The organism is Limosilactobacillus sp. DJ3M12, assembly GCF_947381695.1.
GTDB lineage: Bacteria > Bacillota > Bacilli > Lactobacillales > Lactobacillaceae > Limosilactobacillus > Limosilactobacillus kinnaridis.
The window spans coordinates 22366-45569 of record NZ_CANCWY010000010.1 but is presented as its reverse complement, the minus strand read 5'-3'; the positions used below and the strand labels follow the sequence as shown (position 1 = coordinate 45569).

At 38.8% G+C, this 23204-nt stretch carries 30 protein-coding genes; 2 read left to right on the top strand and 28 right to left on the bottom strand.

From position 1 onward, the window contains the following. Window position 1: 1 nt before the first annotated feature. From QOS06_RS06625 to QOS06_RS06590, 8 genes are read right to left on the bottom strand one after another with little or no spacing between them, the layout of a single operon-like run. Window positions 2-763 carry a cobalt-precorrin-4 methyltransferase gene (locus QOS06_RS06625; RefSeq protein ID WP_035159597.1) on the bottom strand — a complete coding sequence of 254 codons (762 nt, stop codon included), beginning with the start codon at window positions 761-763 and terminating at the stop codon, window positions 2-4. A gap of 14 nt (window positions 764-777) precedes the next feature. Then, window positions 778-1332 (bottom strand): decarboxylating cobalt-precorrin-6B (C(15))-methyltransferase, encoded by a 555-nt coding sequence (locus tag QOS06_RS06620; RefSeq protein ID WP_003669930.1) that lies wholly within the window; start codon window positions 1330-1332, stop codon window positions 778-780. Continuing rightward, complete coding sequence (locus tag QOS06_RS06615) at window positions 1325-1924, bottom strand: cobalt-precorrin-7 (C(5))-methyltransferase (protein WP_003669929.1); 600 nt, start codon at window positions 1922-1924, stop codon at window positions 1325-1327. The genes QOS06_RS06620 and QOS06_RS06615 overlap by 8 nt, the downstream gene beginning before the upstream one ends. Further along, entirely contained in the window at window positions 1921-3072 is a 1152-nt protein-coding gene (gene cbiD, locus QOS06_RS06610) for a cobalt-precorrin-5B (C(1))-methyltransferase CbiD (RefSeq protein ID WP_152717653.1), read from the bottom strand. The genes QOS06_RS06615 and cbiD overlap by 4 nt, the downstream gene beginning before the upstream one ends. After that, window positions 3050-3736 (bottom strand): cobalt-precorrin-8 methylmutase, encoded by a 687-nt coding sequence (locus QOS06_RS06605; RefSeq protein WP_003675149.1) that lies wholly within the window; start codon window positions 3734-3736, stop codon window positions 3050-3052. The genes cbiD and QOS06_RS06605 overlap by 23 nt, the downstream gene beginning before the upstream one ends. Before the next feature lie 5 nt (window positions 3737-3741). Further along, the gene (gene cbiB, locus QOS06_RS06600) at window positions 3742-4701 is read right to left on the bottom strand and encodes an adenosylcobinamide-phosphate synthase CbiB (RefSeq protein WP_152742919.1); all 960 of its coding nucleotides are present in this window, start codon (window positions 4699-4701) and stop codon (window positions 3742-3744) included. Then, window positions 4698-6062, bottom strand: coding sequence for a cobyrinic acid a,c-diamide synthase CobB (locus QOS06_RS06595; protein ID WP_085680288.1), 1365 nt, complete (start codon window positions 6060-6062; stop codon window positions 4698-4700). Before QOS06_RS06595 ends, cbiB begins: the two co-directional genes overlap by 4 nt. Continuing rightward, complete coding sequence (locus tag QOS06_RS06590; protein ID WP_085680286.1) at window positions 6059-7147, bottom strand: pyridoxal phosphate-dependent aminotransferase; 1089 nt, start codon at window positions 7145-7147, stop codon at window positions 6059-6061. The genes QOS06_RS06595 and QOS06_RS06590 overlap by 4 nt, the downstream gene beginning before the upstream one ends. 357 nt (window positions 7148-7504) lie before the next feature. Between QOS06_RS06590 and QOS06_RS06585 the strand changes: the two genes are divergently transcribed. Further along, window positions 7505-8071, top strand: coding sequence for a cob(I)yrinic acid a,c-diamide adenosyltransferase (locus QOS06_RS06585; protein ID WP_003675157.1), 567 nt, complete (start codon window positions 7505-7507; stop codon window positions 8069-8071). Between the two features lie 58 nt (window positions 8072-8129). Here the strand turns inward: QOS06_RS06585 and QOS06_RS06580 are convergent, their stop codons facing one another. Continuing rightward, on the bottom strand, window positions 8130-8969 hold the full coding sequence (locus QOS06_RS06580; protein ID WP_164480655.1) for a GNAT family N-acetyltransferase: 840 nt from the start codon (window positions 8967-8969) through the stop codon (window positions 8130-8132). A gap of 23 nt (window positions 8970-8992) precedes the next feature. Then, window positions 8993-9442 carry a flavodoxin gene (locus QOS06_RS06575; RefSeq protein ID WP_003669920.1) on the bottom strand — a complete coding sequence of 150 codons (450 nt, stop codon included), beginning with the start codon at window positions 9440-9442 and terminating at the stop codon, window positions 8993-8995. 107 nt (window positions 9443-9549) lie between these two features. Here QOS06_RS06575 and QOS06_RS06570 point away from each other — a divergent pair, with 107 nt between their 5' ends. Then, entirely contained in the window at window positions 9550-9978 is a 429-nt protein-coding gene (locus QOS06_RS06570) for a EutP/PduV family microcompartment system protein (protein WP_003669919.1), read from the top strand. Here QOS06_RS06570 and QOS06_RS06565 read toward each other — a convergent pair. The 18 genes from QOS06_RS06565 to QOS06_RS06480 all read right to left on the bottom strand — a co-directional run bounded on the left by QOS06_RS06565 (window position 9971) and on the right by QOS06_RS06480 (window position 23193). Beyond that, window positions 9971-10531 carry a cadmium resistance transporter gene (locus QOS06_RS06565; RefSeq protein WP_003669918.1) on the bottom strand — a complete coding sequence of 187 codons (561 nt, stop codon included), beginning with the start codon at window positions 10529-10531 and terminating at the stop codon, window positions 9971-9973. The two genes, QOS06_RS06570 and QOS06_RS06565, sit on opposite strands and share 8 nt — an antisense overlap. Further along, window positions 10528-11160, bottom strand: a complete 633-nt coding sequence (locus tag QOS06_RS06560; RefSeq protein WP_003669917.1) for a histidine phosphatase family protein — start codon at window positions 11158-11160, stop codon at window positions 10528-10530. Before QOS06_RS06560 ends, QOS06_RS06565 begins: the two co-directional genes overlap by 4 nt. A gap of 147 nt (window positions 11161-11307) precedes the next feature. Continuing rightward, a complete protein-coding gene (locus QOS06_RS06555) occupies window positions 11308-12102 on the bottom strand; it encodes a tyrosine-protein phosphatase (protein WP_003669916.1) in 795 nt (264 codons plus the stop codon). A gap of 65 nt (window positions 12103-12167) precedes the next feature. Further along, on the bottom strand, window positions 12168-12515 hold the full coding sequence (locus QOS06_RS06550) for a BMC domain-containing protein (RefSeq protein WP_003675166.1): 348 nt from the start codon (window positions 12513-12515) through the stop codon (window positions 12168-12170). A 15-nt stretch (window positions 12516-12530) separates the two neighbouring features. Continuing rightward, the gene (locus tag QOS06_RS06545; RefSeq protein ID WP_003669914.1) at window positions 12531-13718 is read right to left on the bottom strand and encodes an acetate/propionate family kinase; all 1188 of its coding nucleotides are present in this window, start codon (window positions 13716-13718) and stop codon (window positions 12531-12533) included. Between the two features lie 23 nt (window positions 13719-13741). Then, window positions 13742-14863: a 1-propanol dehydrogenase PduQ gene (locus QOS06_RS06540; RefSeq protein WP_035159581.1), complete on the bottom strand. Its 1122-nt coding sequence runs from the start codon at window positions 14861-14863 to the stop codon at window positions 13742-13744. Window positions 14864-14880: 17 nt separating this feature from the next. Further along, the gene (gene pduP / locus QOS06_RS06535) at window positions 14881-16308 is read right to left on the bottom strand and encodes a CoA-acylating propionaldehyde dehydrogenase PduP (protein ID WP_003669912.1); all 1428 of its coding nucleotides are present in this window, start codon (window positions 16306-16308) and stop codon (window positions 14881-14883) included. 2 nt (window positions 16309-16310) lie between these two features. After that, window positions 16311-16784: a GlcG/HbpS family heme-binding protein gene (locus QOS06_RS06530; protein ID WP_003669911.1), complete on the bottom strand. Its 474-nt coding sequence runs from the start codon at window positions 16782-16784 to the stop codon at window positions 16311-16313. 2 nt (window positions 16785-16786) lie between these two features. Then, window positions 16787-17374, bottom strand: a complete 588-nt coding sequence (locus QOS06_RS06525; RefSeq protein WP_085680282.1) for a cob(I)yrinic acid a,c-diamide adenosyltransferase — start codon at window positions 17372-17374, stop codon at window positions 16787-16789. A gap of 20 nt (window positions 17375-17394) precedes the next feature. Next, complete coding sequence (locus QOS06_RS06520) at window positions 17395-17673, bottom strand: EutN/CcmL family microcompartment protein (RefSeq protein ID WP_480208499.1); 279 nt, start codon at window positions 17671-17673, stop codon at window positions 17395-17397. After that, complete coding sequence (pduM, locus tag QOS06_RS06515) at window positions 17655-18158, bottom strand: PduM family microcompartment protein (RefSeq protein WP_003669906.1); 504 nt, start codon at window positions 18156-18158, stop codon at window positions 17655-17657. The genes QOS06_RS06520 and pduM overlap by 19 nt, the downstream gene beginning before the upstream one ends. A 30-nt stretch (window positions 18159-18188) precedes the next feature. Beyond that, on the bottom strand, window positions 18189-18833 hold the full coding sequence (locus QOS06_RS06510) for a phosphate propanoyltransferase (protein ID WP_003669904.1): 645 nt from the start codon (window positions 18831-18833) through the stop codon (window positions 18189-18191). A 22-nt stretch (window positions 18834-18855) separates the two neighbouring features. Continuing rightward, window positions 18856-19146 (bottom strand): BMC domain-containing protein, encoded by a 291-nt coding sequence (locus QOS06_RS06505; RefSeq protein WP_269147526.1) that lies wholly within the window; start codon window positions 19144-19146, stop codon window positions 18856-18858. A 9-nt stretch (window positions 19147-19155) separates the two neighbouring features. Then, the gene (locus tag QOS06_RS06500; RefSeq protein ID WP_003669901.1) at window positions 19156-19725 is read right to left on the bottom strand and encodes a BMC domain-containing protein; all 570 of its coding nucleotides are present in this window, start codon (window positions 19723-19725) and stop codon (window positions 19156-19158) included. A 7-nt stretch (window positions 19726-19732) separates the two neighbouring features. Further along, window positions 19733-20113, bottom strand: coding sequence for a glycerol dehydratase reactivase beta/small subunit family protein (locus tag QOS06_RS06495; protein WP_003669898.1), 381 nt, complete (start codon window positions 20111-20113; stop codon window positions 19733-19735). Beyond that, window positions 20079-21926 (bottom strand): diol dehydratase reactivase subunit alpha, encoded by a 1848-nt coding sequence (locus QOS06_RS06490; RefSeq protein WP_085680280.1) that lies wholly within the window; start codon window positions 21924-21926, stop codon window positions 20079-20081. The genes QOS06_RS06495 and QOS06_RS06490 overlap by 35 nt, the downstream gene beginning before the upstream one ends. Window positions 21927-21953: 27 nt before the next feature. Beyond that, window positions 21954-22469: a diol dehydratase small subunit gene (locus tag QOS06_RS06485; protein ID WP_003669895.1), complete on the bottom strand. Its 516-nt coding sequence runs from the start codon at window positions 22467-22469 to the stop codon at window positions 21954-21956. Between the two features lie 13 nt (window positions 22470-22482). Then, a complete protein-coding gene (locus tag QOS06_RS06480; RefSeq protein WP_003669893.1) occupies window positions 22483-23193 on the bottom strand; it encodes a propanediol/glycerol family dehydratase medium subunit in 711 nt (236 codons plus the stop codon). Window positions 23194-23204 lie beyond the last annotated feature (11 nt).

The window sequence follows — 23204 nt, the reverse complement described above, 5'->3', positions numbered from 1 at the left end:
TTTACTTACTCTTTTTACGGAACATTGTACTAAAGCCTGCATCATAAAGGTGTGAGTAATTGTATTCATCCCCAAGGAACTTTCCAACCATAATCAATGCAGTCCGGCGAATATCAGCGTCATGGACCTTTTCAGCTATATCTGCTAGTGTTCCGCGCACAACTTTTTCATCAGGCCAGGTTGCTTTATAAATAACTGCAGCTGGCGTATCTGATGGGTATCCGCCTTCCTCAAGTTGTTCAACTACTTTTCTAATTCCCTGAACAGAAAGGAAAATTACCATTGAGGTTTGGTGCTGAGCTAATGATTTAAGCGATTCGCCTTCTGGTACCGGCGTACGTCCCGCCATTCTTGTAATAATGACACTCTGCGCAACTTCTGGGACTGTATACTCAACACCCATGCTTGAAGCTGCACCAAGAAATGAACTGACCCCAGGAACACATTGATATTTTATTCCGCGTTTTTTCATTTCTTCAATTTGTTCACGAATTGACCCATAAATTGAAAAATCACCAGTTTGTAGCCGTACGACTGATTTACCGTTTTTTACTGATTCTTCCATTCGATCAACGATATCGTCTAAGGTCATTTTGGCACTATCATACTTTTCAGCACCATCTTTGCAATAATCTAGTAAGTCTGTGTTAATTAATGAACCGGCGTAAATTACTACATCAGCCTCAGATAATAATTTATATCCCTTTAACGTAATTAAGTCTGTTTCACCAGGACCTGCACCTACAAAACTTACAATTGCCATTTTTATCATCCTTTCTACTTTTGTGCGCTCACAATAATTGTTGGATTATTCGGCTTAAAGAAATGTCCTTTGCCTAATTTATGCCAGCGCAAAACACCGACTTCAATTAATTCAATCTCCTTAAATCCATTATCTTGTAATAATTTTTCAACCTGCATTGCATTCTCAAACAAAATAAAGTTCAAGCCAATTGCACCGCCTTCATTTAAATGAGTGCTTGCAAAACGAATAATTTCATTAAGGTGTGTACCGCTACCGCCAACAAAGATTGCATCATATTTTTGGTCTGGTATATCTGCTGGAGCGGTACCCTGAACTAATTTGATATTATTCAAGCCAAATTTATTTATATTTTGCTGAATGATATCGATACCATCTGGATTCATTTCAACTGCCGTTACAGCTAATTGTTTAAATTCACGGGCAGCTTGAATACTAATACTCCCAGTTCCTGCACCAACATCTAACATCGATTTCTTATTGCTTAAATCTAGTTTGTCAATACTAATTGCCCGTACCTCTGATTTAGTCATCGGTACCTTATTTCTTAAGAACTCATCATCACGCATTGGTAATAATCACCACATTCATCTCATAATCACGATTCTCAATCGTTTGCTCATCATACTTAGTTATTTGTTCATCAGGATAGCTAAGCTTCTCCCCCACGTAAATAATTCGATGGAGACCACGTTTTTTTATTTCCTGACCTATTTCGTAGGGGCCAATTACCTTATCAGTTACCATTCCCACTTTCGGATGTTTTAACAAGAAATCAAAGTCTGGCGTACGACCATGACTACTCGTTAGGTAACAGTCATTCATCGATATTTGTAATTGGTGAAACATATATTGAACTGAACTAATCCCCGGAACAATTTTGATATTCTGACTACCCAATTGGTTCTTTACCCAGGTTCCAATACCATATAAGAGCGGGTCACCTGACGCAAGCAACACTATATTCTTTTGTGGATTAGCTTCTAAGTAATCTTTTAATTCAGCTAACCGAGGTAGTTTCATGTGTTTTTCCGCCATATCTGAAAAAATAGCCAATTGTCGTGATGAACCAATCACCACATCCGCTTGGGCTAGATATTTGTGTGTTCCTTGCAGCATGTATTCTTGATCACCTGGACCGATTCCTAATACTGTAATCATTGCCACTCACCCTTGATCTCCTGAAACGGTTTGCTTGCAGCTAAGAAGCCGCTCTCACGAGAAAATATTACTGCATCAATTTCAACGTGTGGTTCACGATGGGCAAGTAATTTTTCTGCACGCAGCTTAATCTTATCGGCAATCATCTGGTATACGTCTTGATAACCGGCTTCATCAATCATTTTAATCATTGAAATTGTTGTTAAACACTGGTTAATCTTTCGTAAAAATGCTGTTGGCACGCCACCCATTAAAGCAAGGTTAGCAACCATTATTTCAGCGCGAGCATCCGCATCTTTACTATGAGTAGAAAAAATTCCGCCAGCAACTTTAATCATTTTCCCTAAGTCTCCAACAATTAGCACTTTAGTAAAACCAAGCCGCTGAGTTTCATGTAAAACATAACCAACAAAGTTACTCATCTGTACGATCTTGGCATTCGGGATCCCAAGCTCATCCTTGGCGAAGTCCTCACCATAGTTTCCTGGAACTAATACAATAGTGTTATCGCCACGTTTTCTATGAATATTCATCTCAATTGAAATTGAGTGTTTCCAACTCGATTCAGACATCGGAGTAACAACACCGCTTGTTCCTAAAATCGAAATGCCACCAACGATTCCTAACCGCGGATTATAGGTAAGCTTTGCTATTCTTTCGCCTTCTGGAACCGAAATAACGATATCTACGCCGCGCTTCTCACCTAATTCTTCACGTGCCGCAGCCTTGATAACCCGCCGTGGTGTTGGGTTTATGGCTGGCATTCCGGGCTTATTGGCAAGGCCTTCTTTAGTTACCCTCCCAACGCCTTTACCGCCATCAAGATGAATCTCATTATCGTCACGTAACTTTACCGTTGCAAAGATCAACGTGCCATCAGTTGCATCCTGGTCATCGCCGCCATCCTTTTTTATCGCACAGCTTGCTTGTTGTTCGTCAAAATCTGTTTGTTCAACATCAAAAATTGCTATTTTACCATTAGCCGCATGTACTGTTACCGTCTCTTGCGGCTCCTGATTTAGCAACGTCCTAATTGCCGCTACTGTTGCTGCAGTCGCCGTTGTTCCGGTTGTAAATCCTTTCCGCAGTTTACGCCCGTTATAGTAAACGTAATTATCTTCTGAATTATTGTTTGGTGTGACGGCCATATTCATCACCTAACTTTTCAATATCCATGTTGTACATCACGGCATTAATCAGTGCCGCAGCCAGATTACTTCCACCCTTTCTACCGAGTGCTACAATTGCCGGAATATTTGATTCATACAGTGCCTGCTTACTCTCAGTTGCTTCAACAAAACCAACCGGTACACCAATTACGGCTGCTGTTTCCAATTGATTTTCATTGACCATCTCAATGATTTTGCAAAGGGCAGTTGGTGCGTTCCCGATAATAAATATTTTTTGTCGTGAATCATTAGCTGCTACTTCAACAGCGGCCATCGAACGAGTAATCCCCTTCTCTTTAGCCATTTCGATAACTTGAGGATCACGAATCAAACAATGATAGCTCACACCAAGTTTATCCAATCGCCGCTTATTAATTCCCGACAATGCCATGGTAGTATCAGTATAGATAACTCCCCGATTCATCAAGACACCTTTTATTTTTTCCAATACATTATGGGTAAACTTCAAATTCCTTAAATAATCAAAATCAGCAGTTGTATGAATTGCCCGTTTGATTACTGCTTCTTGTAACGGATTCTCAAATCGATAATCAGGGTCTATCTTTTCAATCTCTTCTTGAATAATTTGAAAACTCTTATCGGTTATTTGATGGGGAATTGTAATATAACTTTCTTTTTCCATCCTTCTCACTTCCAAACAATTAATAATCTAATAAGTTCAAAACATCCTAAGCTAAGCAATGATGCCATATATAACATCGTAATCGTCCGCCTTAAATGCCAGTTAGCCGCAACTACTAGATGATTATTTCCAATATATGGCTTTTTTACTAACTCGCCAAAGTAATAGTGCGGGCCACCCAGCTGAAGATGAAGTGCTCCTGCTACTACTGCCTCACTAAATGCGCTATTGGGACTTAAGTGCTTCTCACAATCTCTTTTACCAACTGCAACCGCTTCGCTAGTATCATCACGAAGCACCCAACTGCTGATTATTAGGAAAAGCCACGTTAATCGGGCTGGGATGTAGTTTGCGATGTCATCCACCTTAGCGGAAAATTCACCAAAATCCCGATACTTTTCATTTCTATATCCAACCATCGAATCCAGCGTGTTGATTGCTTTATACATTAATCCGAGAACCGGCCCGCCGATAACTAAAAATAACAGCGGGGCGACCACACCGTCACTCGTATTTTCGGCAACTGTCTCAATTGTTGCTTTAGTAACTTCTTCAGCACTTAAATTCTCGGTATCACGACCAACAATCATCCCTACTTGGTAACGCGCTTTTTTGAGGTTTCCCTGCTTAAGACTTTTCATTATCTTTTCTGCTTCAATTGCTAATTGCCGAGCAGACAAACAAGTGTAGCTTAAGTATGTCCCCACAATCATGTATAAATAGTAATTAAACATCGCTAACCGCATTACAATATAGGCTACAAGTCCAGTGCCACCAACCGTAATCAGCCATGTTGCTACGCCTAAATATTTACGCTTTTTCCTAGAATACTCTGGCTTATTAAACTTCTTTGTTAACACTGCGATTAATCGTCCAATTGCTTTTACCGGGTGTGGCCAAGGATGGGGATCACCAATTAAAAGATCGAGGATAAACGCAAGCAACACCATAATTACAATGTTCATTGCACCTCAGCTCCTAAGTTTCGCAAAAATTGAATGAATAATTGCCGATTTTGATAGAAATGAACATGGAGATAGCTTGCAAACGTTCTTCTTACTTGATATCCGCCATCCCATGTATCCACTATTTTGTTGTCCCGAATTTTCTGCATATTAAGAACTGAAGTTAGATTCTTATCTAGGGGTATAAACGTAGAATGGTGGAATTCATGTCCAATGATCTTTTGGGCTGCGTTTCCTAGCAAGCAATCTTGTTTAGGATATGCAACACAATAGCCAAATTTCTTTAAACGCGAGGTCATTTGACTCTCGCCATCAAAAACCCCAACCATTGAGTAAGTCTTATTCTCTTCTCGTAATGTTTTTCCCAAGTACATTAGGCCACCACATTCAGCATAAATTGGCTTTCGGGCTTGAGAAAATGCCATTATTTCGTTTTTCATTGCCGTATTTGCGGCCAGTTGTGCAGCAAACTCTTCTGGGTAGCCACCGCCAATATACAAAGCGTCCACATTGGGAAGCTTCTTGTCTTTAAGAGGGCTAAACGGAACTAATTCAACGCCTGCTTTTTTAAGCAAGCTTAAGTTATCCGCATAGTAAAAGTTAAATGCCTTATCTTTAGCAATTCCTAACCGAAGCTTTACCTTTATTCCTGAAAACGGATCACTATCAACCCTAGTAAGCGGACTTGCAATTTCAACCAATTGCTCAAGATCAACATGTTTCTTAACTTCTTCCGCTATTAATGAGATTTTTTTATCAATATTTGGCAACTCATCATCTGGGACTAATCCTAATTGGCGTGATGGCAAACTCAATGCTTCATTATGCGGTAGGTAACCTAAAACCGGTAAGTTCAAGTATCGATGAATCGCTCCTGCAATCAGTTCATAATGATTTTTGCTCATTACATTATTAATAATGACTCCCTTTATCGGTACAGCAGGATCAAACTCAATAAAGCCCTTTAAGATTGCTGCAGCTGATGTTGAAGTAGCACGCGCGTTAATTACTAAAATGACCGGAATATTTAACTGCTTAGCGATACTGGCTGTCGAATAAGCATCCTTATCAGTTCCTAGCCCGTCGTATAATCCCATAACACCTTCAACAATTCCTAAATCAATTCCTTTTGTACCAGCCGTGAATAAATAATTTAACGTTGCTGGTTCGGGCACGAGATAATTATCAAGATTACGTGCGGGACGTTTAGTTATTCTAGTATGAAATTTTGTATCAACATAATCAGGTCCAACCTTGTATGATTGAATTTTATACTGGTCGTTCAGTGCTTTTAAGATTCCAAGAACTGCTGTCGTTTTGCCTGAGCCACTTGTTACCCCTGCAATCAAAACTTTTTTCATCGTTCATCACGCCCTAAAATTTTCTTTAGCGTATTCACAAGCAATACATTATCCTGGGGACCTTTCACTGCCACTCGGTAATATTGTGCTCCAAGTCCCTCATAATCGTCGCACTGTCGAATCAAAATTCGCTGTCTTATCAATTTCTCTCGTAAATCAGGCTCAGTACATTTGAATAAGAAGAAATTAGTAATGCTAGGAAAAACTTTTATTGCTGGAATCTTTTTAAGTGCATCATATAGTGCTGGTTGCTGTACATCTAGCCATTGATGGGTTAATTCAATATACTTTTTAGCTCTAAACATATTTTGACCAAACACATCGGCAATTCCATTAACTGACCATGTATTTTCTTGAATCTTCAGCAAAGTTTTAAGCTTGGCATTTTTTGTAATTCCATAGCCTAACCGTAATCCAGGTATTGCAAAAAATTTAGTTGCCGCACGAACAATATATACTCTATCCTGGTCCGTTAACTCATTGACAAAGCTTGGTTGCTCATCAATTGTCAAATCTATAAATGATTCGTCTAAGATTAGTAGCCGATGATGCTTGTTACAAAAATCAGCAAGCTTCCGTAGATCCTTTAGGGAAATCATCTGACCGGTTGGGTTATTAGGGCTGGTTAAACAAATAACCGTTATTTCATGATGAGTTTTTAATAAGTCAATAAGTTCATTTATTTCTAACGCAAAATTATTTTCTTCTTGCAAATAATAATGGTGCGTCTTTACTCCGATCCGCTCAAACAACCGTTCATATTCACCAAAAGTTGGTGCTAAGACCAAGGCATCAGTTGCTTTTTCAGCCCTAATTGTTTCGTCTAATATTTCTGTTGCACCATTTCCTACAAATACGTCATCTGAATTTATCCCCAGATGCTGTGCAATCGCCTTTTTTAGTTCCGGGTACTTAGGGTTAGGATAAACTTCAATGTTAGCAAATGATTGAACTAATACATTCCAAAGATCCGAAGGGAAGCCGAGTGGATTAATGTTTGCGCTAAAATCCTTAATTTCCTCCATGGGAACATTCAATTTTTCCGCAATTTCCTCAACATTTCCGCCATGATGAATCTTGCTCACAATACCACCGCCAGTTCTATAGCAAACGCTTTCTTATACGCTTATTAGATTACGATGTTAGTTTCACAAGTTCAATAGTTAACAACAGATATGACAAAGAAAGATTAATCATATTTGGATTAGTTAATAAAAAATTATTATTAGTTTCTTGCAGTCCCCATTTTTGTCTTTTTTTGCAAAGCCATTAGTATATTTTTGCAATTTGCGTTAACTACTATTTAATTTCGATGTGATAGCATTATTTTTTTGAGTTTTTTAACTGCTTTTAGTATTATTTAGACGACTATTGTAAAATGAGTTAATTCATTATTGTTTAAGTAGTAAAATTAGGGCAAAATGATGAAAGGATTATGTCAAATGAAAATCTACACCAAGAATGGCGACAAAGGTCAAACAAGGATCATCGGAAAGCAAATCCTCTTCAAAAGCGATCCACGTGTTGAGGCATATGGAGAAATCGACGAGCTTAATTCGTGGGTTGGCTATACCAGATCGCTTTTAACCCCACAAACAGCAAAGCTATCTAATGAATTAGAAGAAATACAACAGCTGCTATTCGATTGCGGGCACGATTTAGCAACTCCTGCTGAAGATGAACGACATTCATTTGAATTTCATCAAAAAGAACCGACAGCTTGGCTTGAACAAAAGATTGACACTTATACAGAAACGGTGCCAGCAGTTAAAAAATTCATCCTTCCGGGCGGCAGTCAAGTAGCTTCAGCGCTACATGTTGCGCGAACAACTACTCGCCGCGCAGAAAGACGTATTGTTCTATTGATGCAGGAAGAGGAAATAAACCAAGACGTGCTGACCTTCATTAATCGCCTTTCTGATTACTTCTTTGCAGCTGCCCGATATGCCAACTACCTTGATCAACAACAGGATGTACTCTACCGCAACAGTAAAGACGTGTTTCATTAGCCCACAAAAAAAGAGAAATTACACTTCAGAATTAATCAATCTGAGTGTAGTTTCTCTTTTACTTTACAAAAATATTTTGAAATTGCGGATGTGTCTCTAAATAGCTTTTAGCAAATGAACAATTAGCCTTTACTTGGCGATCTGCTCCTTCAACAAGCCACATTAGCGTTGTCATTATCTTATTTGCGAGTCCTTGACCGCGATATTCAGGAGCCACTGTAACTTCCTTAATCACTACCGTTTTTCTCTCTGAATTATCCAATGTGATTGTCGCAATCTTAGTTCCTGAACCATCTAATAATGCCAATTCATTTGGCGAATAGCAGAAATTATGCCCCATATCAATACATGCTTGATATGGCAAGTTACTCTCACCAATAAATTTGGCAAAATCTTTAATATCCTGAGCTAAACGGCTTGCGAGTTTTACATCATGATTACGGCCATCCTTGAAGACTGATTGAACATTACCAATCGCAATTGTACAATTCATTACCCTCATCCCCAAGTACCGTAATACCTGGTGAAGGTGCGCATTAGCAATAATACCGCCTTTTTCGCCTGCAGAATCAGTCATTGCTAATACTGGCTTTCCCATCAAATGCTGATTGGGCGAAGGAACTGAAAGAACATCTAATGCGTTTTTCAATCCCCCTGGAATCGAATAATTATACTCTTGTGTCACAATCAGTAATGCGTCAACACTATCTGTTGCTTTTCTAAAAGCTTGCCATTCGATTGGCGGCTTTTTTTCTAAATCCGGATTATAGAACGGTAAAATTGAGTAATTCAACTCTACAAACTCAAGACTAGTAGGAAGAGCAGTAAAATAATCAGCTACCTTTCGACTGTATGAATCTTTACTTAAGCTACCAATTAATACCCCAACTCTTGCCATTATAACCATTCCTTTCAAACTACTTACTTAGTTGCAGTTTCAACCAATCCTTTTGCAAATGTATTTAAGCGTTCAATATCTTCTTCATAAGGCTCTAAATCGATCTTCACTTTTTCAGCCCCTGATGTTGCCCCTGCTTTTTTAAATGCTTCATCAAAGTGATCAACGGTTGTATTAAAATATTCACCATAGAATTTATCGCCTGAGCCCGCAACTCCATAAACCTTGCCCGTCAAATCAGTTTCCTGGAGGTCATCATAAAAATCTAGTCCCTCTTCGGGCATTGCGCCTTCGTCATATGTATATGCGCATACAACTAAAATGTCGGCCTTAGCAAACTCAGTAACATCCGTCTGAGAAATCTCTGACTCAATCACTTTTACGTTTAAATTCGTTAAACTATCACAAACAATATTTGCAACTTCCTCATTATTGCCAGTCATTGTGGCATAAACTACATGTGCCGTTAACATTTTGTATTCCTCACTTAATTATTTAATATTCCATGGCTATGTGTAACCGCTTTTATTATAATACAGTTAAATAGTATAATTTTATAGAATTTACTGGAGGCAGTAACATGAAAAGGACTATGTTTATTGGTGCAATCGCTTGTGGAAAAACAACACTTACCCAACGTTTAGAACATCAGCAAATTAGATATAACAAAACGCAAGCTGTTGAGTTCACTTCAAATATTATTGACACACCAGGTGAATACATGGAACATCACAATATGATGAGCACGCTCCGTGTAACTTCAATGGATGCGGATATCGTGGTTTTATTGCAAAGCGCCGTTGATAAGCGATTGGTTTTCCCTGCTGGTTTCTGCTCAATGTTTAGTAAGCCAACAATCGGCGTTATTACTAAAATTGATTTGGTAAATGACCCAGCTGATATTGAATATTCAAAAAAACTATTGCTTAGTGCCGGAGTCAAAAAGGTTATCCCCATCTCCGCCGTTAAAAATATCAATATCGATAAATTGCTTGCAGAACTTAACTAATCAATATCCACAAGTGATTTATTAAATGACTATTCCAAATTATATATAATCCTGCTAAAACGTATACGATCTTACTTCCATAATTACCATATTTTTCTAATAATCCTGCAATCGGACCGAATGAGATAATTGCTTTCCCTAATAAGATAAGGATAACTGAACAAATTGTAAAAATTATTCCAATTTGGAGTATTTCCAGCCACGATAAATTTACCGCCCAGGGAATATAAACGGCTAAGTTATCACCGCCAAGGCTTAAACAAAACAAGAATAATGATATAAAGCCAGTGTTAATGTTCTCATTATCATCGTCATTTTGACCGAATACTGCTAGAAAAATTAAAACGATTCCCATAAAGCCAGTAATCCAGTCAGGAAAAAGCGCTGCTAAGCCTTTTCCTAACACTACTCCTAAAATCCATAACGTAATCGTTGCTGTAACAAAAGTAATAATTGGCAATCGATAGTTATAGTTTCGTAAAACGAATAATAAGGCAATGAAGGTATCAATGTTCAACCCGATAAAAATCATTATGACTGCCAAAAGATTCATAATTTACCAATTCCTTTAAGTGGCCTGTTATAATAACATACCTTCTGCTTTCCAGTCACCGGATCAACTTGAATTTTACTAACACTCAAATTTCGCGGATTCTTAAAAGCAGTACCGTCTGTGTTATTCAAACACAAAGAGATAATATTTTTGATTACCCAGCCGTGTGTCACAACTAAGATTGTTTGACTAGGATATTCTCGTGAAATTTCAGTAACAAACGTCCAGACTCTCTTCCGTGCATGTGCGAAGCTTTCACCATTGTTGATTTCAATCGAGTGCGGATAAACATCATTGGTTTCCGAATCAAAATATGTTGTGTACTGCCTTTTCAAGTCAGCAATCGCCGTTCCGTTCCACTGTCCATATGAGATTTCTGACAGTCGTGAATCAACCCGCACATTAATATTGGTGTGATTACAAATGATTTTACTGGTTGCTAATGCCCTTTTTAACGGACTAGTGTAAGCAAAATCAATTTGGTTATGCTTTAACACTTCTTGATAGGCTTTTGCATCTGCAATCCCCTGCTCTGTTAGTGTTGCAAGCCTATTATTTAGCGTTCCCTGAATATAATTTAGCCGATTTGCATAAGTTTCACCATGACGGATTAAAAGAAGAGTTGTCATTACTATCACCTAAAATAATTATGTATAAATAAAGCGGTTAATAATGTTACCGCTTTACTTATTTTAATCATATCGTAAGATGGGCAAAAGCTTAACCGTAAAATTAAGCTTTTGCCCATCTTTATTCAAGTATTCAAACAACTTAAATTACTTTTCTAAGTATAGATACTTTAACTGTTCAACCATTGAATTACTAATTTGCAATACATCATGTAAATAATTTTGCATTCCGCCATATTTAGAATTGATTAGAGAGATTGCCTGATTGTAATAACACTTGTTAGCTGTTGAAAGATCATAAATTGAGTGCAAGTAATTCTCACCCAAATCAGCCTCCACAGCAAAGCGCAACCGTTCCTTTATTCTTTTAACAGAAGTTTTATTAGTTAAAATATAATCCTCATAAATTGTGGATTCTGGAACACCGAGCAAACTTAGCAAGTAAATAGCTGCTAACCCTGTTCGATCTTTTCCTGCTGAACAATGGAACAAAATTCCGCCCTGCGTTGAATGCAAGCATAGTTTTTTTATAAATTGATGAAAAGCTTCCTGCGCTTGCTCATTAGTAACAAATTGGCGATACACAGATAGCATCCGATTAAAGCCCGCTCGCGGATCTTTAGAAAATACTTTCCGCGCTTCAATAATATCAACGTTGCTCTCAGTAATATCATTATCAAATACTGGTATTCGAATATACTTTATCAATGATGTTAATTGGTCCGGATACAATGCAACTTCTGATGTTGAGCGGAAATCAATCACTGCCCTTATGCCATACCTATAAAGTTCTCGTTGCTCAAATCGATCAAAATAGGAGAGATGCGCAGAACGAACGAGAGTGTTGCATTTTAAGACCTGACCGTTTAGCGTCTTATACCCGCCAAGATCACGAAAATTAAAACCGTTATTAAACGTCAAGATCCGCTGGTGCGTCGTCATTTTGCATCCCCCTCCTTTCTAAAGAAGTGTATTCATACAATTTACTGAATGAATACACTTCTAAACTATGTTCGTGTAATCTCAGGAACATCAAAACCTAGTAATGCATGCAGTTTATCAACAACATGACGCAAAGCCGATTCAACCTCGGAAACTTCACCGACGATAACAACTGACCCACTAAAACGATCAATAAAGCCTAACGTAACGTTACTGGATTTTGTTGCAATATCACCAGCAATAATTGATGCTTCACTAGGCGTAATTGTTAGAATCCCAAGTGCATTTTTAGGTGTCTGAATTCCCAATTTTTCGTAAATATCTGGCGTAGGATTGGCTACAATATGGGCTAATGTCACCTGCTTACCTGGAACATACTCTTGAATTGTTCGTTGAATATCCTGTCTAGCCATAACACCATCTCTATCCTACTGTTGCTGAGTTACATTCATTACATCACGAGCAATAATAATTTCTTCGTTTGTCGGAATAACTGCAACCTTAACTTTACTATCCGGTGCTTCAATGCTAAGCGCATTCTGCTTATTCTTTTCTTCATCAATCTTAACCCCAAGATAATCAAGGTTTTTACAAATTTGACTACGAATATAAGCAGCATGTTCGCCAATTCCCGCAGTAAATACTAAGGTGTCTAATCCATCAAGATCAGTTGTATAAGCACCGATATATTGCTGAATCGAGTGAACAAATACATCTAATGCTAACTGAGCACGTTCATTACCATTTTTAGCCGCACTTTCAATTTCCCGTTCATCATTAGAAATCCCTGATAATCCCTTTAAACCGGAATCTTCATTCATGATTCGGCGCATTTCGTGAGAATCAATGTTAAGTTCTTCTTCTAAAAATGGAATTATTTCTGGATCAATATCCCCACAACGGGTTCCCATTACAACCCCTGCTAAAGGCGTAAAGCCCATCGATGAGTTAACTGACTTCCCGTCTAAAATTGCTGAAACGCTCGATCCATTACCCAAATGGCATGTAATCATGCGGCGCGTCTTTTCTTTTCCAAATAATTCCCGTGCCTTTTCAGAAACATATTGGTGGGAAGGAGCATGGAAACCATAACGACGAATTTGATATTTTTCATAAAACTCATATGGCAAAGCATACATATAAGCCTTTTTAGGAATCGTATGATGGAACGAATTATCGAAAGTAACAACTTCTTTGGCATCTGGAAGAAATTTCTCAAAAGCCTTTATTCCCGCTAAACCATTTGGATTATGGAGAGGGGATAATACCCTTAATTCATCAATTCGTTTTTCTACTTCTGGAGTGACCGCTACTGCATGCTTATAGTAGCTCCCACCATGAGAGATACGGTGACCAACACCGTAAATTTCAGACTTATCCTTGACAACCCCGCTTGTCATCAGAACATCAATTATATGATCAATTGCTTCTGAATGATTTTTTAATGGTAGTTGTCTAGTTTCTCCAGTTTTTTCAGTTTTATATGAAAGCTGACTTGTTGAAGAACCGAGATTTTCTGCAGAGCCGCTAATTAATAATTTTTCTTCTGGCATCAAATAAAGTTTAAACTTGATTGATGAACTACCAGAATTAATTGCAAGTATTTTTTTAGACATCTAATCACTCCAAATAAACTAAGTTAACGAATTATTGCTTCGTAAATCATCTTCAGATCATCATCTGAAGGAACAACTGGATTGCCTGGGAATGTTGCATCCTTCTTCGCATTAGCAACAACCGTATCAGCAGCTGCTTCTGCTTTTGCGTGGTCAACTCCAAATGCTTGGAGAGTCATTGGACAATTCATTTGCCGTGCCATTTCACGAATCTTTGCAATCAGCCGCTTAACAGCCAAACGGTCACCAACGCCAGGTGCAGCAATTCCGGCTTTCTTAGCGGCAATTGCAAACTTGTGTAAGGCTTCTTCACAGTGTTCAGCATTGTATGCAACAACATATGGCAATAACATTGTGTTTGCTAAACCATGAGGAACATGGAAGTTAGCACCTAATTGGTGGGCAATTGAGTGGCAAATACCTAGTCCAGCAATGTTAAAGGCTGTTCCGGCAATATTTGATGCTTCGTGAACGATCTTTCGTGCATCGACATTATCGCCATGACGATAACATTCAACAAGATACTTAGTTACCGCATCAATGGCTTCTTCTGATAATGCAACGGTAAACAAATTAGCGTCCTTAGCAACCAATGATTCAAGAGCATGAGTTAATACATCCATTCCTGAGTAGGCAGTAACACTCTTTGGTGCTGTCATTACTAACTTAGGATCAAGCAATGCACAATCTGGTGTTAAGTAATCTTCAAGAATCGGAATCTTCCGGTGTTCCTTAGTATCAGAAATAACCGCAGTATTAGTAACTTCTGAACCGGTTCCGCTGGTTGTTGGAATTGCAATATATTCATTAATTTTGCACTTGCCAAGCTTTTCACCGAAGAAACGAATTCCCTTACCGGTGTCCATTGCAGAACCACCACCGATACCAATTACAATTGTTGGTTTCAGCTTTAAGAACTGTTGAACCCCTTCCATGATTTTATCTAGTGGTGGATCAGGGACAACATCAGAGAAAATTTCACATTTATTACTCTTGTTAATATGACTCTCAATTTCCTTTAATGTGTCACTACCAGGTAAGAATGAGTCACAAACTAACAAAATTCGTTCATTATGAAGGGTTTCTAATTCCTTCAAACTATCTGTTCCCGAATAAATTCGGGTTGGCATACTAAATTTTTCCATCGGCATTATGCCTCCCATTAGTACCAATTACGAACTGAGAACCCTTGTGGCGAATTCAAACGAACACGACGCGTAAAGGTTCTTGCAGTACAAGTTCCTTCACCAGTTGGCGTAGCAATTGTTAATGCTGAAGCACCTGAGTGAGCACCATTATCAGCAACACCTGTTCCAACATAGGATGGACCGTTAACAACGAAGATCGAACATTGCATCCGGTGAGCAGCATTATTAATATGCTTTAAGTTGTTGGAGTGAATAGTTGCAGTATGGTGGTTTCCTTGTTCTACTTCAACAGCAGTCTTCAAAACATCATCAAATGTTGGGCAAGAAACAACTGGTAAGATTGGCATCAACATTTCAGTCATTACCAATGGGTGTTCCTTTGGCAATTCGCAAATAATTTCTACCGGGTGACCAGTATATGGAATATTAGCTTGATCTAAGATGTAGGTTGCATCCTTTCCAACAAACTTCCGATCAGGAGTACCGTTGTCTTGGATGCACATATCGGCGAGTTTGTCAGCCTGTTCACGGTTAACAACAAATGCACCTTCATCTTGCATCTTGCGGATTAATTCATCCTTAATACTACTTTCGGCAACAACTTCCTTTTCAGCAGTACATAAAATGTCATTATCAAATGAAGCTGAAGCAATAATATTATGAGCAGCTAAGTCAATATCAGCGGTAGCATCAACCATTGCAGGAGGATTACCAGGGCCAGCACCAACAGCCTTCTTACCGCTAGTCATTGCTTGGTGAACAACAGCTGGTCCACCGGTTACGGCAAGCATAGCAATATCAGGATGTTGCATCATTTGTTGAACAGATTCAATTGTTGGTGTTTCAATGCTTACAACTAAATTGTGAAGACCAGTTGCATCAGCAATGAAATCATTCATCTTTTCAATCGTCCAACGAGTGATATTCTTAGCACCAGGGTGAGCACCAAAGTAAAGGGTATTTCCACCTGCAAGCATCATAATTGCATTGGCAATAACTGTTTCGGATGGGTTAGTACTTGGACCAACAGCACCGATAACACCGTATGGCAACCGTTCATACATAACCATTCCGCCATCACCATTTTCGACAACCGGTTCAAGAATTTCTGGACCAGGAGTGTTGTACAAAGCATTGTGCAACTTAGCAATCTTTGCTTCGACTGTTCCCATTCCGGTTTCTTCTTTAATGTCCTTTGCCATCTTTTCAATGTAAGGACGGAAACCTTCCTTGATAGCATCAATCACCTGTTGCCGCACTGCAATTGGCTTGTCACGATATACTTCTTGGGCAGCTTTAGCAGCAGCAATTGCGTCATCAACATTAGTAAAAATACCACGATGTCCATCATCATTAGTAACTGCCGCACTGTTAGAGCTAGCATTATCTAATTCTTCTGCTAGGATCTTGCGAACAGCACTTTCAATATCGTTAATCTGCATATCTATTTACTCTCCTTCAAGAATTCTGCAACAGCAGCTTCACAGATTGATTGATCTTCTTCAACTAATCCGCCACTAACACCAATTGCACCAATAATTTCATCATTGATCTTCAATGGAATACCACCAGCAAATGAAGCTAAGCGACCATCAAGCATCGTTTCCATTTGGTATAATCCGGCACCAGGTTGAATATCCTTGCTAATATCCTTTGTTGGTTCCTTCATAGCAAGTGCAGACCATGCCTTCTTAGGTGCAAGCGTACAACTTACTAAGTTAGCATTTGGCATGTGGTAACTCATCTGAAGCACTTGATCAGCTTTCATAATTGCGATTGTTACCCCTACACCAAGTTCATTGGCACGGGCAACCGCTGCATCAATTACCTTTTCCATCTTATGACGATCAAACAGGTTCTTAGAATTATTACTATTGATTACGCTTTCAACAATCTTGCTAATTTGTTCTTCATTCATTCTTAACGCACGTCCTTTTTTTCCTGATAACGTTGATAAATTTTAATTACATCATCAGTTACACTATTTAATAAATCTTCATAGTCCTCATCACGAGCCACGATATACAGAAAATCAGATAGTCGGTTTACGTATCGCTCTAACTCAGGACGAAACTTAACATCTTTTGATAATCTGACAAATAATCTTTCTGCTCGCCGACAAATTGTCCGACAAACATGGAGTTGTGCACCAGCAGTACTTGAACCCGGTAAGATAAAGCTATGAACTGGTGGTAGCTTAGCTGTATACTCATCAATCACTTTCTCTAATCGACGGGTATCTTCATCAGTAATAATTTTGCTCTTATCAGTAAAATATTGCCGCTTTTCGGTAGCTATCTCACCTTGAAGGAAAAACATCTTATATTCGACTTCTTGCAAAAGTTTTTTATTACGTTTACTTTCACAAAACTTATCTGCCAAACTGATATTGGCATTTAACTCATCAAAAGTTCCATAAGTTTCAACCCGCAAAGAGTCTTTAGGAACTCTTGTACCGTCAAATAAGCTTGTTTCTCCTTTGTCACCACCTTTTGTGTAAATAGCCATTTTAATTCCTCCAATGTGTACTACTTATCAAAACGGTCAATTATTCCTACAATAGTACAATCATTAACATCCCTAGTTTGATCCTCATCACGCTCTTTATCAGCACGTCTTGCACCTGCACCCCTTACAATCAATACATTATCGCCAATTCCGGCATTTACTGTATCAGCAGCTACTTGTTCAAACCTAACCGGTTGCTGATCTGAATTAATTTGTTGAACAATCATTAGCTTTTTCCCTACTAATGATGGATCTTTTTGGGTTGCAACAACACTGCCTACTACTCTCGCCATATACAATTTTCTTCAGTCCTAATCTTAATTTTTATTTTTTTATAGTTACAAATATCAACTGCTTCATCAGTGATAAGCTGCTGTTGATATCTGACAAGAATCGATTTATCTGGCTTAGCAGCTATCTCTCCTCTTGTAATAATTCGATTATGACTGGCAATCACTGGCGATTCGTTATTAACAACAAAGAGGATTGGCCAGTCTAAAATCATCATTCGTGGAATAAAATTAACCATCTGTTCATTAATCAAAAAGTAAAATTTAACATCATAGCTAATTCCTTCTAATACCCAGTTAACCCAAGCATTAGTCTTTTCCATTGAATACAAATCCTTCACTAGGCTAATTGATATATTTCTAAGAATAACTTTACCGTTCCGCAAGAAAATCTGGTCACTAGGTGGGGTAACCTGCTGATTAAAAGAAACTTCCGTACTAGTATGCTTCCGTTCTTCTAACCGGTGCATAACCTGTTGTAATAGGCTATCCATTTATTCACCCCCTTGTAATCCTTAAAAGAGTTAATCTTTCTTTTTAATGATAACCTTCCCGTAAGAATTGTTACCTAGTCCAACATTTGCCGCATTGGCTTCATCTGTATCAATATGCATTTCAAGAACAAAATCCTCACGTGGACGAGCAACAACATCATCAAAAATCGTCTTACGTCCGCCGTCACCATCAACCTCAACCTGCATAGGATCACCAAGTTTAACACCAAACCGCTTAGCATCTTCAAGGCTCATATGAATATGCCGCTTAGCAACAATTACACCTTGAACCTCAATTTCGGCATATGGTGAACGAACTTTAATCGATGGGGTACCATCAAGGTCACCGGACATTCTAATCGGTGCATCAATTCCAAGAGTAAAGTTTTCAGATCGGGCAATTTCAACCTGTGAATGTGAACGGTATGGCCCCATTAATCGAACATGCTTGATGGTTCCCTTTGGTCCGATTAAATCCACTGTTTGTTTTGCCGCAAAATCAGCATGTTGGCGTAACTTTTTGAGCATTTCAATTTTTTGCCCTGGGAAGAGTTTTTGAAAATCTTCTTCAGTTAGGTGAACATGGTGATTTGAAACACCAATCGGAACAAGATTAGGATTAAGTGTTTCCTTAATAATAGCCCGAATAAGCGTTCTTAAATGTTCTTCATCCATAAACAATCTTCCTTTACTTTAATTATTCAGCGTCACTATTTGATCCTGGTAAGATCTTTTCAACTTCTTCATGTGGACGTGGAATTACGTAAGATGATACAACTTCGCCAACGCCTTCAGCAGCTTGGACACCAGCGTCAACAGCTGCCTTTACAGCACCAACATCACCACGAATCATAACAGTTACCAATCCACTACCGATCTTTTCCTGACCTGTTAATGTTACGTTAGCTGCCTTTACCATTTGATCAGCTGCTTCAATTGATGCAACTAAACCCTTAGTTTCAATCATTCCTAATGCGTTATTCATAATGAATTCCTCCTATTTTTTCTTTAATTCGTTGTAATGAATGCACTTTTTGTGTGGTTCGCCTAGTTTCCGTGGACACTTTGGATCACCGCACATGTTGCATGTGACCTTTTCATTAGAACTTACATCCTGGTCTTTATCATCAGGACCGTCTACTGTTTTAGAATCGTTTGCTAACTCACGATCTTCAATAGAAGGTTCATCAGCATGCTCATCTACTTTTTCCTCAATGCTATCTTTAACCGACTCCGGTTGTATAGTTATTGTTGGCTCAACCGGCTTATTAGCTTCCTTTTTCTTTGGAGTTTGGTTTAATAAATCAGTTTTCCCTAAAGAATCTAATCCCGAAGCAGGACGACCAATAACCGTTGAAGTTACATATACATCCGGCAAATAATCCTTAACGGCCTCAACAGCAACCGTTACGGCAGATAGTTCACCGCTAACTTGTAATGTAACCCAGCCATTTCCCTTAGTATTTTGAATACTACTAAGGTCAACGTCCGCAGTTTTTAGCATTCGATCAGCAGCAACAATAGCACCAGATAATCCATTACATTCTACATAGCCTAAAGACTTCATAATTAAATCACCTGTTTACCATTTCCTTAAAGGGGATTCCCTTTACTAGTCGCGCTGCATTTGCTCCTAGAACTCGTAGTTGCTTACCATCACTAATTGTTTTATCAAATAGTGGTTTGTTTTCTTTTAAGTTTTTATAGTGAACGATAAATCGATCACCATCAAAAGCAATCCCTACTGATAATCGTGAGGCGAGGGCCGACTGGTATGCCCGACTTACAACATTATCAATGTCGATTTCTCTAACCGCCACCGGTATTTGTTCTTCTTCAATTCCGTTAAAAAGCGGTGCTGCATTTTGAGGAATAGCTGTTCCATTCTCAACACCTACGATAATTGAGGGACGCTCTGAATCATTGTTCATATTGCTTCCTTCTTTCTTCGCCATAACGGAGAATTAATCCTGTTGCAACCGCGTTTCGTGGGCCTTCTACTCCACGAACATTCCCACGTCCGGCAACTAAGTTAAAGTGTGCTAACTCATCTGTTACTAGTTGTGGTATTTCAAAGTCAAGAGCAGATCCACCGACAATTACAACAAACGGAATATCACGAATGTTTCCTGTCGGGCTGACGTACTTAAGAGCTCGTAATGCATTGGTTACAAATACCCGCTTCTTAGCACTTTGACGAACCAGCTTGATCTTCTCAATGCTTGGATTACCCGTAACCGGTTCATACCCATCTGGTTTGATTACAACAACACGAGCAAACAATGATGACGGAAGCGGATCTTCAAAGAATTGTACCGATCCATCTTCATGACGAATTTGGAATAGATTTTCGACTTTAGCTAATGGATAGCGCTTAATATCCTCTGCCAAGTGAATGTCATTTAATCCCAATTCAGAGTTAATAATCATCGTAACCATGTCACCAGCACCAGCTAAGTGAATTGCTACAGTTTGATTTTCTTTATTGATAATTGAAGCATCTGTTGAGCCGGCACCTAAATCAAGAATTGCAATTGGTTTATCTGTTCCCGGTGTCGTTAATGCACCGCGAATTGCAGATTCAACTTCGGCACCACCAATCTCAACCTTCGTATGGAATTCATCTTCAATTAATTTAGCAATTACTTCCATTTGAAGATGATCAGACTTAACCATCGCAGCAATACCAACTGCTGATTCATTTGAAAATTCACCAGCCAAGCCTCCGCGAACTTCGACAGGCACCTGTGTATCTACCGCTAATAGATCTTGAATAGCAATTTCACTGTTCTTCTTTCCGGTTAAATCAGCCATTGTTTGGCGAACATTTTCAAGCATTCCACCAACGTTAGTCCCTGATTCTCCAGTAATATCATTAATGTGACGGAAACTGGAAATTTTCTTCATAATGGCGTCAGCACCTTCTGAAACACCAACTTCTTCTTTTCCGGTATCGCCGTTAATGATAATGTTTCCGGCTGGAATTACCCGTGCCTTAACATCCCCTGCTGGTGTCTTAATGACAACGGCAGAACGGTTACCAATAAGTGCACGTGAGACAGGAACAATATTCTTGGTTTCTTCTGGATTCAATCCAAACAAGGTAGCAATTCCATATGGATTTGAAAGTTGCGAGATAACTTGTCCCGGACCAGCAACTTCAACTGCCGCCAGCATATTTAATGGGACTTTATCAATCATGGCAACTTCATCAACAATCGGAATTGATTTATTCAATCGATTATCAACTAACACACCATCATCATTTTTTAGGATCGCAGCTGTAATCTTATAGCCCGAAGCAACATAGGCGTTAATCAGTTTAGCAACATCTTCAAAATCAATATCCTTAGGAACAACAACAATATAGTTTTGACTTTTATCCGTCTTTTTGACAAGATCCAATAGTCTAACTGTTATTCCTGCACCAGTTCCAATACCACCGGGAGTATCAGGATTATGTCCGATCATGGTCGATTCGGTTACGACCGTTTCGGTAATTGTTTCCATCGCTACGTCACCGATAACTGGCGTTGCCTCATTAATCCGAATTAAATCAATATCATTAATCGTTAAATTAGCCTTATTAAGGACTTGATTGATGGAATCTCTAATTCCAACCAGATTTTGTTTTGTACCCTTGATACCAGTAGTAGGGGCTATTCCAGAGCCAATAAAGTTAATTGTTCCATTATCAGCAACATCAGCTAACGCTACTTCAGTGGAAGAATTACCAATATCAACACCTATTACTTTTTCAGTTGCCATATAAAAAACTCCCTACTTTATCAAATACTAGTTATCACCCTTGAGCTTCTTTCGACTTTCATAGTAATCTGCAGCTTCTTCAAACCAAGCTGCACATACTTCTGCATGATATTTATCACGGAGTTCATTAGCAATATCTAGTAATTCTTGCTTCGTTGAACGGAATGGCCGTAATGCATCATACATTTGCAAAACACGTTCGTCTGGAACACGTGTTAATTCAGCTGCCCGTTGTAAGTTCTTTTGAATTGCTGGCCGACCAGCGTTTGCTGCGATCTCACCTTGAAGTTTTAGAGCTTCTGGAGTAATCCGTAATTCTTTTGGATTAACTTGATCATTTACAACCTTTTGTAAAGTAATATCATCAAGTTTCTTTCCTGATGGTGTCTTTACTAAATCACGGTGCTTTTGGTAAAGAGGATAGTCATCTGCTGTCATTTCCTTACCGTTATTTGTTGAAGTAGCACTTGTTGAACTATCGGAAGATGAGCTATTTCCCATCTGTGCCATGATCTTTGCTACTAAATCATCAACTTCACTCATCTGTTATGCCTCCTTAATCGAACGTAACTTTGATTTCTTCTTCAGGCTTTCCAACAACAACTTGGTGAGTTTCACGAATATGCATAATTGCTGAAATAGCTTGGTAGTGAATACGAGCAAGTTGATCGTTCTTAGCTGGAACTGGTTCTGGAGATTCACCTTTAGCGTACATTGCTGCATTCTTACCAATTGCCCGGAAAGTTTCTGGTGTAAGAACCGGAGCTTGTGGGAATAATTCTAGGTTTCCTAATGGATCCTGGTCTTTTTGGTGAATAACAGTTGTTCCCTTAGATTGGATTCCAATTGCAATTCCTGAACCAGATAAGTGGTCACCCTGAACAGCACAGAAAGCAACGTCTGATGAACGATAGACTTTAACTACTCGTGCTTTAAGTCCCTCTTCTTCAATTCCGGCAATTACTTGACGAAGTACCTCTTTATGAGGAATCCCAGTTTCTGTTTTATCTAGAACTGTTGCAAAGGCAGGACCAACTGCGATTACAACTTCATCCTTTGAGTACCCTGGTTTTGCTTCGCCAATTGGTTGGAACCAATCAAGTTTCTTTTCAGGAACTGCCTTGCTGTTTGGTTGTTGAACTTCTTCAGTAGCAGTTGCGGTACTATTATTTTCCTTGTCAAAATTGATCTTAGTATCAATTTGATTAGTCTCGTTTAAAACTTCTTTAACGATCTTACGAAGTAAATTTTCATCGATATCAGCCATAAGAGATTACC